The sequence below is a fragment of the Elusimicrobiota bacterium genome, from assembly GCA_016182905.1.
GTDB lineage: Bacteria > Elusimicrobiota > Elusimicrobia > UBA1565 > UBA9628 > GWA2-66-18.
In genome coordinates this window covers 57,815-66,694 of sequence record JACPFR010000020.1, presented here as the reverse complement: position 1 = coordinate 66,694, position 8,880 = coordinate 57,815, and the positions used below count along the sequence as shown (strand labels likewise).

Sequence of the window (8,880 nt, the reverse complement as noted above, 5' to 3'; positions counted from 1 at the left end):
GCGGCGGGCTTCGCGGGCTCCGGCGGCTTCGCGGCGACAGGCGCCGGGGCCGCCGGGGGCGGCTGATTCGCCTTCGGCGAATCGACGGGGGCTGTTGCGGCGGCCGGCGGCGGAGGCGGCGCGACAGCGGCCGGCGGCGCGGGGATAGCCGGTCCCGAAGACAACTCGATCCCGGACTGAACAGGAAGCTTCGGCGCCGGCTTCGGAGGTTCCGGCTTTTTCTCGGGAGGCTTGATCATCCCTTCGCGCGGAGCGAGCTCGATGGTCGGGGGCTTGGCCGCTTCGACGGGCTTCGGCGGCTCGACCGGCTTCGGCGGCTCGACCGGCTTCGGGGCCTCGACGGGCTTGGGAGCCGGCGGCTCGGCCTTCGACGGCTCCGCGGGCTTGGCCGCGGCGGCCGCGTCGCCCCCCATGTCCGTGAGGATCGCGTCCAAGTCCGAGAGGATGGACTCGATGTCCTCGGGATGGTCCTTCTTCGGCTCGTCGGCCATCTTACGGACCGCCGACCGAGAGGCCCTTCAGGCGCAGGGCCACGTCTTCGGGATTGGTGGCCTCCTCGAGGACCACCTTGTCGTCGATCTTCCCCTCGGCGAACAGCCGCAGGAGATCCTGGTCGAAGGTGTGCATGCCGTAGTACTCGCCGCCCTCGAGGACCTTGCGGATCTCGGCGGTCTTGCCCTCGAGGAGATGCCGGCGCACCAGGCTGTTGCCGATCAGGACCTCGGTCGCGGGAAAGCGGCTCTTGCCGTCCTTCGACAGCACGAGGCGCTGGCCGATGACGCCCTTGAGGCAGTTCGCGAGCTGCTGGCGGACCTGAGAGTGCTGATGCGCGGGATGCGCGTCGACGATGCGGTCGACGGTCTGCGCGGCGTCGAGCGTGTGCACGGTCGACAGCACCAGGTGGCCCGTCTCGGCCGCGGCGATCGCGGCCTGCATGGTCTCGAGGTCGCGCATCTCCCCGATGACGACGACGTCGGGGTCCTGGCGCAGGATGTGCTTGAGCGCCGAGGCGAAGGACTTCGTGTCGAGACCGACCTCGCGCTGCACGATCGTCGACTTGACGTCCGAGTGGTAGAACTCGATCGGGTCCTCGATCGTGATGATGCGGTACTGATGCATGCTGTTGAGATGATGCAGGAAGCTGTTCAGCGTCGTGGTCTTGCCCGCGCCCGTGATGCCGGTGAACAGGATCAGGCCGCGGCTCTCGTTGCCGAGCTTCAGGAACGCGTCGACGGGCAGGTTCAGCTCCGCGAAGGTGCGCAGGTTCATCGGCACGACGCGCAAGGTCAGGCCGAGCGTCCCCTTCTGCCGGTAGACGTTGACGCGGAAGCGCGCGACGCCGTCCAGGCTGTAGGCGAGGTCGAGCTCCATCGTCTTCTCGAACTCCGCCGTCTGCTCCGGGTTCATCAGCTGGTAGGCGACCGCCTTGATGTCCTCGGCGGACAGTTTCTGCAGGTTGGTGGCCAGGATCATGGCGCCGCGCACCCGCAAGGCGGGCACGGAGTCCGCCTTGAAGTGGATGTCGGAGATGTCCTTCTGGACCATCAACGTCAGCAGGTTCTTGATGTCGATCGCCATGTCAGCTCAGTCCTCTTACGACTTCTATTCCTCTTAGCGTCAGCCAATCCGTGACCAAGGGGCTTATGATCGCGTTCTCCGGAATTGTAAGGCGAACCCCGCCCGCCGTCAACCTCTTTTTTATGTCGTATTCGGAAAGGAACGGCCGCGCCTCGGGGCCCTTCGGCTTCCAAGGGCGCGCGGCCGCCGCCGGCCTGGTCTTGGCCAAGCCGGCGACGAGGATATCGATGAGATCGTCCCGCGTGAGCACCTGAACCCCGGACGCGGTCTAGCGCTCCAGCTTGATGGCGATGCGGTCCAGGTACTTCTCCAAGTCGTCGTGCGGCCGCGGGATCACGTGCACCGCGACGAGCTCTCCGACCTTCTGCGCGGCCGCCGCGGCCGCGTCGACGGCGGCGCGCACGGCGCCGACCTCGCCCCGGCACAGCGTCGTGCACAGGCCGTTGCCTACTTTTTCATAACCCACCAGACGGACCTTGGCGGCCTTCGCCATGGCGTCCGACGCCTCGATCATGCCCGTGAAACCCTTCGTCTCCACCAAGCCCAGCGCTTCGCGAATCTCAGCCATCTCTCCCCCTTACTCCGGATCGTGTCCACCGAGGGCGTCGCGGCCCTCGGCGCCCGTCTCGAGCACGGCGTTGCAGTGCGTGCAGCGGCGCGGCGTGGTGTACGTCCTCTGGCACTCGTCGTCCTCGGGCCACCATTCCTCGAAGAACATCTCCACCTTCTTGTGGCACTTAAAGCAGAACTTCTGCATGCCCGCGCCGCACCCCGCGCAGAACTTGGGCAGGGGCTGATCCTTGTGCGTGTGCATGATCGCCGCGCACGCTCCGCACTGCAGGTCGATGTTGATCTTGTACTTCGGCGGCGTCTCGTCCTTGTCTTTCTCTTTCGCCATATCTGCCCTCTATATCGGTGTCAGGCTCGCAAATTCGTTGAATTGTGCGGCCAACGATTCAACGGAATTCGACGAATTTGCGAGCCTGACACCGTCTAATATCCTTTTCCTTCCGACTTGGCGTCGGTGACGATCGCGATGCTGGCCGAGGTGCCGAGGCGGGTCGCGCCGGCGGCGATCATGTCGGCCGCGATCTTCGCGTCGCGGATGCCGCCGGAGGCCTTCACGCCCATCAGGGGCCCGACGGTCTCCCTCATAAGCTTAACATCCTCGACGGTGGCTCCGCCGCCGCCGAAGCCGGTGGAGGTCTTCACGAAATCCGCCCCGGCCTTCTTCGACGCGGCGCAGGCTCGAACCTTCTCCTCGTTGGACAGCAGCGAGGTCTCGAGGATCACCTTGAGCACCTTGCCGCGCGTGGCGTCGCGCACGGCCTTGATGTCGTCGTAGACGACGACGTCGTTGCCGCTCTTGAGCGCGCCGATGTTGATGACCATGTCGATCTCGTCGGCGCCGTTGGCGATGGCGTCGCGCGCCTCGATCGCCTTGACCGTGGGCGTCGTGGAGCCGAGCGGGAAGCCGACGACGGTGCAGACCTTCACGCCGGAGCCGCGCAGCAGCTGCGCGGACAGGGCGACGTAGGAGGGGTTCACGCAGACGGAGGCGAAGCAGTAGGTCTTGGCCTCGTCGCACAGCTTGCCGATCTCCTCCTGGGTCGCGTTGGGCTTGAGCAAGGTGTGGTCGACGAACCGGGCGGTGTCCGAGCCCTTCTTCGTGGGCTTGCACACGGACACCCGGTCGGCGCCGACGGCCTGGATGATCTTGGCGTCGACGTGGGCGTCCTCGTCCTCGTCGTCGTGGGCGGGCTTGGGCGGCAGCGCGGAGAACTGGCCCTTGGCGGGAGACGCGGGCGCGGCTCCCCAGGAGGCGGCGTTGCCGAACACCTTGCCGGCGCTGCCGATCGAGGTCTTCACCTCGCCCTTCAGGGCCTTGGGTCCGTTCTCGCACTCGCAGCGGTTCCCCTTGAGGAAGCCCTTGGCGGCGAGCGCCTTCACGACTTCTTCCACGACGTTTCGGAGTTGTGCCTCAGTCATATTTTTTTACCTTCCCACCCGACACCACGGAATCCACGATCCCGACGATCACGGTCCGGATCGGCGCCTTGTCATCGTGCAGCACCGACCGCGCCGAGCCGCCCTCGTCCATCACGAGCACGATGGAGCCCGGCCCCGCGCCCGTCCCGTATTCCACGGCCATGATCGCGTCGCCGGTGCGCTCCTCGGTCAGAGGATCGATCGGGCGCACGAGGAGGAGGCGCTTGTCGCACAGCGAGCAGTGCTTGCGCGTCCCCCACACGTTCCCGACGACCTCGGCGACGAACATCAGCGCTTCCTCCTGAAATCCTTCACCTGGTGGCCGTCGACGATGCCGACCACGGCGGCGTCCACCGGAGGGGCGTCCTTGAAGGCCACCGCCGCGTCGCGGGAGGCCACCCAGAATACTTTTTCCGAAGAGCCCGCGCCGACGGCGTCGGCCGCCACGATCGGGTCCCCCAGCGGCGACTCGTCCTCCCAGCGTAGGGGCTGGATAAGGAGCATGGTCTTGCCGTCCAGGGCGTGCTCCTGGCGGGAGCAGAACACGCGGCCGATGACGCGCGCGAGCTTCATCGCCCCTCCTTCGCCGACGCGAACGCCTCGGCGCTCAGCACGTCGGCGGAAGCGAGCACGATGCCGCCGCTCAGGCCGCGGCGGCCCCCGGCGGACAGCACTCGGCCGTCGTCGAGCAGAACCGCCTCCGGATAGCAACGACCGCCGGACAAGCGAGGGCCGTACCGCCAGGCGTTCGTGGAAGGATCGTAGAACTCGGTGCTGTCGTGATGCGTCTGACGATCCTCGCCGCCGATGGCCAGCACCGTGCCGCCGACGGCGACGAGCGCGTGGCCCAGGCGGGCTGCGTTCATCGGTCCCGTGGGCGTCCAGCGTCCCGTCGCGGGGTCGTAGATGTCCGCCGACGCGGCGACGACGCCGGTCTCGGTGCCGCCGCCGGCCACCACGATCCGTCCGTCGGGCAGGGCGGCGGCCGCGGGGTACATGCGCGACTCGCGCATCCGGCCGGCCGGGGACCAGCGTCCGGTCGCGGGATCGAAGACGTCCGCCGACGACTCCCCCGAGCCGCCCGCCGCCAGGATGCGGCCGTCGGCGAGCCGCTCGAGCGCCAGGAAGGGCCGGGCCGCGTTCATGGCGCCGGCGCCGGACCAGCGATTCTTGGCTGGGTCGTAGATCTGCGCGTCGGCGACCTTGTCAACGCCGTCCCAGCCGCCCGCGACGAGCACGCGCCCTTTCGGCAGGAGCGCCATCTTGTGGCCTTGGCGCGGACGCGCCATCGGCGCGGCCTTCTTCCAGGAGTTCTTCCGCGGGTCGTAGATCTCGGCCGTGGCGAGTATGCGGCCCTCCGGCCCCAGTCCCCCGCTGACGAGCACGCGGCCGTCGTCAAGCCGCACCGAGGCGAACTCGTAGCGGCCTTCTTTCAGGGGGGCGGCCTCGCCCCACGCCCCGGTGCGCGGGTCGTAGAGGTCGACGGAGGACAGGCCCTTCGCGACGCCTTCCACGAGCCCCCCGGCGAGCAGGACCCGGCCGTCGCGGAGCTTCTGGATCTCGCCTCTCATGCGCGCCTGGAAGAACGAGCCCGTCTCCGTCCAGACGCCCCGCGTCCCAGCCGTGGGCTTCACCGTCGCCGGTGCGGTCTCTTCTCGGGGCGCAGGCGCTTTCCTGTTGCCCGTGCAGGCGGCCGCTGAGCCGAGGAGGGCGGCCGCCGTTAGCAGGCGCAGGGAGCGCGTCATCTGCCCTCTCTCCACTGCGGGTCCTGGTCGCTGTTGAGCTCGCGGCGCGCGGTGCGCGCGACCTCGGGCTTCAGGTACTCGAAGACGCCCTTCATGTCGGGGCCCCGCTCCTTGAGACCCTTGAGCAGGAAGTAGGTGAACAGGCCGTGGCCCTTCTCCTGGAAGCTGTTGCTGATCTGGTCGCCGGCCGAGGCGGAGAGCACGGTGATCTTCGCGGGCAGGACCTCGACGGTGGAGACGGTGACGAGCGGGCGCGCGCCCTTGGCGAGCACCGAGCGGCCGCCCGCGCCGGAGAAGCACGAGTCCATGGCGACGGTCACGGATCTGGCGGGAAGCTTGGCCAGAGCGTCGTACATGCGCTTGAGCGGGTAGCCGGTCTGGTCGATGTAGGTCGGGTCGCCGTCGTAAGGGACCAGGTAGGCGTCGCCCTTGGCGGGGTTGGGCGAGCCGTGGCCCGAGAAATAGACGAACACCTCGTCGCCGGCCTCGACGCGGTTCGGGAGCCAGCGCTCGAAGTACTTCTCGAAGTCGCCCTTGGTGGCGCGCTCGTCGACGAGCAGCGCCAGGTTCTGGTCGGGCACGCCGAGCACGCGCTTGAAGTACTCGGCCGCGAGCCTCGCGTCGCCGGCGGCGAAGTCGGCCTTCGGCAGGCTCTCGCGGTAGCGCTCGACGCCGATGACGACGGCGTGCCGCCTCGGCGAGACGGCGCGGGCGGCGGGCAGGTCGTCGACGTCGCTGCGGACGGGCGCCGGAGCGAGCGCCGGGGCCGCCGCCGGGGGCGCGGACGGCGAGGCGCCGGCGGCCAGGGAGCGCGGAGCCTGGAAAACGGCGCCCGAGCGCCTGCTGCGAGCGAGCTCGTACTTGCTCATGCCGGCTTCCGACAGGAGGAAGAGGCCGGCGCGATCCAGATCGGCTTTGGCCACGCGCCGCCCGCTCGCCCTGTCCGTATCGAGCTTCGCGCGCGCGGGCTGGCCCGGCGAAAAATCGCGTATGAGCTGCTCGAGCAGGAATTGCGCGCCGTATTTGCCCGCCGCGCCCTGGGACGTTCCCTGCCAGAGCAGCTCCCCTCCATACGCGGAGTAAGCCTGTATCTCGTCACGGGAGAAGATCGACTTGTTGGGGTGGACGATCCTCAGCACGAGGTCGCATCCGTCGACGCTCGGACGCTCCTGGGTCAGGAGCTGGAAGGAACGGAGCTTCGTGACGTCCGAGACGAAAGCGAAGAAGCCGGCGTAGGGGATCGACGCCACGCACAGCGCCGGATCGTCGGGGCTCACGCCCCGGGACCCGGACTTGGCGGCCTCGCGGACCTGGCCGGGAGCGCCGGCCATCATCGGCGAGGTGACGCATCCGGCCGCGCCGAAAAGCCCGAGCGCCAACCCGCAGGACAGGAGCCTGTTCATTTCGTGTAGCCCTCGATCGCGTGGACCTTATTAAGGCGCCCGGCATGTCGGCCCCCTTCGAACGGAGTGCCGAAGAACACTTTCACGATCTCGCCGTGGATCAGCTCGCCGTGGGACTTGCCGCCGATGCAGAGCACGTTGGCGTCGTCGTGCTGGGCGGCCATGCGCGCGGAGACCGAGTCGTAGGCCGCGACCGCGCGCGCGCCCTTGACCTTGTTGGCCGCCATGCACACCGCGCCGCCGAAGCCGTCGATGAGCACGCCCTTGTCGAAGCGGCCGGAGACGACCGCCTCGGCGACGAGCTGGGCCACGTCGGGATAGTCCACCGCTTCGGTCGAGTGGCAGCCGAAGTCCACGACCTCGTGGCCCAGGGCCTGGATCGCCTTGATGATGAAGGCCTTCGCGCCGAACCCGCCGTGATCGCTTCCGATGACGACTCTCATTTTCCGTCCCTCCACTGCGGGGTCTGGTCGGAATTGTACTTGCGGCGGGCCGTGCGGGAGACCTCGGGGCCTAAGTAATCGTAGGCGGACTTGAAATCGCCCTTCTCCTTCAGGCCCTTGAGCAGGAAGTAGGTGAAGAGGCCGTGGCCCTGCTCCTGATAGCTGTTGGAGATCTGGTCGCCGGCCGCGGCCGCGAGGACGGTCACACGCGCGGGCGGGGCGTCGGTCCGGACCGTCACCAGCGGGCGCGCGCCCTTGGCCAGTACCGAGCGGCCGCCCGCGCCGGAGAAGCACGAGTCCAGCGCCACGGTCACGCTCTTGGCCGGGAGCTTGCCGAGCAAGGCGTACAGCCGCTTGACCGAGTAGCCGGTCTGCTTGATGTAGGTCGGGTCGCCGTCGTAGGGGACGAGATAGGCGTCGCCCTTCGCGGGATCCGGCGCGCCGTGCCCGGAGAAGAACACGAACACCTCGGAGTCCTTGTCGGCGTGATTGGGCAGCCACTGCTCGAAATACTTCTCGAAGTCGCTCTTCGTGGCGCGGTCGTCGGTCAGGACGACGATGTTCTCCTCGGCGACCCCGAGGACGCGGCGGAAATATTCGCCCGCGAGCCTGGCGTCGCCCGCCGCGAAGTCGGCCTTGGGGAGGTTCTCGCGGTAGCGCTCGACGCCGATGACGACGGCGACGGCGTGGGGCCGGGCGGCGCCCTGCGCGGGAAGATCGTCGACGTCGGAGCGGATCGCGGCGGGAGCCGGCGGCGCGACGGGGGCGGGCGCGGCGGCGCCGCGGACGGCGGCGTTCACCGCGGCGAGATCGGACGCCTTGAGTCTCGCCTCCAAGCGCGCCACGCGGCTCTGCGCGTCGGCGGCGCTCGCCGGGATCAGCTGCTGCTTGAGGGCCCGGCGGCAGAGTTCGAGAGCCGCGGCCGGGTCGGCCTGGACGCCCCAGCCGTTCTCGTAGGCGGCGGCGAGATTGAGCATGGCGTACGCGTCGTTCTTCTCGACGGCCTTCTTGTGCCAGTACAGGGCCTGGGCCTGGTCCTGCGCGGTCCCCGTGCCGTGCTGATAGAACAGGCCCAGCAGGCGCTGGGCCGGGGCGTCCCCGCTCTCCGCGGCCCGAGCGGCCCAGAAGAAGGCCTTCTTCGGGTCTTTCTTCACGCCCTGACCGTTGTGGTAGAGGAACGCGAGAAGGGCCTGGGCGTCGAGGGCTCCGCCCTCCGCGAGCTTCTGCGCGTAGTCCGCGGCGGCGTCGAAATCCTCCTCTTCCTGGGCGATGCGCATCTTGGACAGCTCGTCCTTGATCTCGCGGCGGATCTCGCCGCGCACGATCGGCACCACGCGCTCTCCCGACGCGCCGGCCACGGTGAGCTCCACGGTCGTGCCGACGGGCCCGCGCACCCGCATCACGACCTCGGGCAGGGAGCGGGAGGCGGTCGGGACCCCGTCGACGGCCAGGAGGCGGTCCCCTTTCTTGAGGCCGGCCGCTTCGGCGGGGCTGCCCGCCACGGTGCCTTCGATGAGGAATCCGGCGCCTTCGGCCTTCAGGATGGCGCCCACCACGCCCGACGCTTTTTTGAGGATGATCACGTCGCCGGGGACGGCCTTGTCGAGCGCCTTCGACAGCTTCTTGTAGTCGCCCGAGCCGTCGGCCGCCACGCGGATGTCCTTGGCCGCGGCCGGGGCCGCGAGCGCCAAGGTCACCGCGAGGACGGCGGCCGCTTTCATC

11 protein-coding genes are annotated in these 8,880 nt (G+C 68.9%); all 11 read right to left on the bottom strand.

Features of this window, described 5'->3' with window-relative positions:
* Positions 1-491: hypothetical protein (locus HYV14_08195; protein MBI2385980.1), on the bottom strand; the 491-nt coding region annotated here is incomplete at its 3' end.
* Position 492: 1 nt separating this feature from the next.
* Positions 493-1,578: a PilT/PilU family type 4a pilus ATPase gene (locus HYV14_08190; protein ID MBI2385979.1), complete on the bottom strand. Its 1,086-nt coding sequence runs from the start codon at positions 1,576-1,578 to the stop codon at positions 493-495.
* A 268-nt stretch (positions 1,579-1,846) separates the two neighbouring features.
* Complete coding sequence (locus HYV14_08185; protein MBI2385978.1) at positions 1,847-2,137, bottom strand: BMC domain-containing protein; 291 nt, start codon at positions 2,135-2,137, stop codon at positions 1,847-1,849.
* An 18-nt stretch (positions 2,138-2,155) separates the two neighbouring features.
* Positions 2,156-2,476: a hypothetical protein gene (locus HYV14_08180; GenBank protein MBI2385977.1), complete on the bottom strand. Its 321-nt coding sequence runs from the start codon at positions 2,474-2,476 to the stop codon at positions 2,156-2,158.
* Between the two features lie 95 nt (positions 2,477-2,571).
* On the bottom strand, positions 2,572-3,567 hold the full coding sequence (gene deoC, locus HYV14_08175) for a deoxyribose-phosphate aldolase (protein MBI2385976.1): 996 nt from the start codon (positions 3,565-3,567) through the stop codon (positions 2,572-2,574).
* Positions 3,560-3,856 carry a EutN/CcmL family microcompartment protein gene (locus HYV14_08170; GenBank protein MBI2385975.1) on the bottom strand — a complete coding sequence of 99 codons (297 nt, stop codon included), beginning with the start codon at positions 3,854-3,856 and terminating at the stop codon, positions 3,560-3,562. Before HYV14_08170 ends, deoC begins: the two co-directional genes overlap by 8 nt.
* A complete protein-coding gene (locus HYV14_08165) occupies positions 3,856-4,140 on the bottom strand; it encodes a EutN/CcmL family microcompartment protein (GenBank protein ID MBI2385974.1) in 285 nt (94 codons plus the stop codon). The genes HYV14_08170 and HYV14_08165 overlap by 1 nt, the downstream gene beginning before the upstream one ends.
* The gene (locus HYV14_08160) at positions 4,137-5,312 is read right to left on the bottom strand and encodes a hypothetical protein (GenBank protein ID MBI2385973.1); all 1,176 of its coding nucleotides are present in this window, start codon (positions 5,310-5,312) and stop codon (positions 4,137-4,139) included. The genes HYV14_08165 and HYV14_08160 overlap by 4 nt, the downstream gene beginning before the upstream one ends.
* Complete coding sequence (locus HYV14_08155; protein MBI2385972.1) at positions 5,309-6,715, bottom strand: caspase family protein; 1,407 nt, start codon at positions 6,713-6,715, stop codon at positions 5,309-5,311. The genes HYV14_08160 and HYV14_08155 overlap by 4 nt, the downstream gene beginning before the upstream one ends.
* Positions 6,712-7,158, bottom strand: a complete 447-nt coding sequence (rpiB, locus tag HYV14_08150) for a ribose 5-phosphate isomerase B (protein MBI2385971.1) — start codon at positions 7,156-7,158, stop codon at positions 6,712-6,714. The genes HYV14_08155 and rpiB overlap by 4 nt, the downstream gene beginning before the upstream one ends.
* Positions 7,155-8,879 carry an SEL1-like repeat protein gene (locus tag HYV14_08145; protein ID MBI2385970.1) on the bottom strand — a complete coding sequence of 575 codons (1,725 nt, stop codon included), beginning with the start codon at positions 8,877-8,879 and terminating at the stop codon, positions 7,155-7,157. The genes rpiB and HYV14_08145 overlap by 4 nt, the downstream gene beginning before the upstream one ends.
* Position 8,880: the final 1 nt, after the last annotated feature.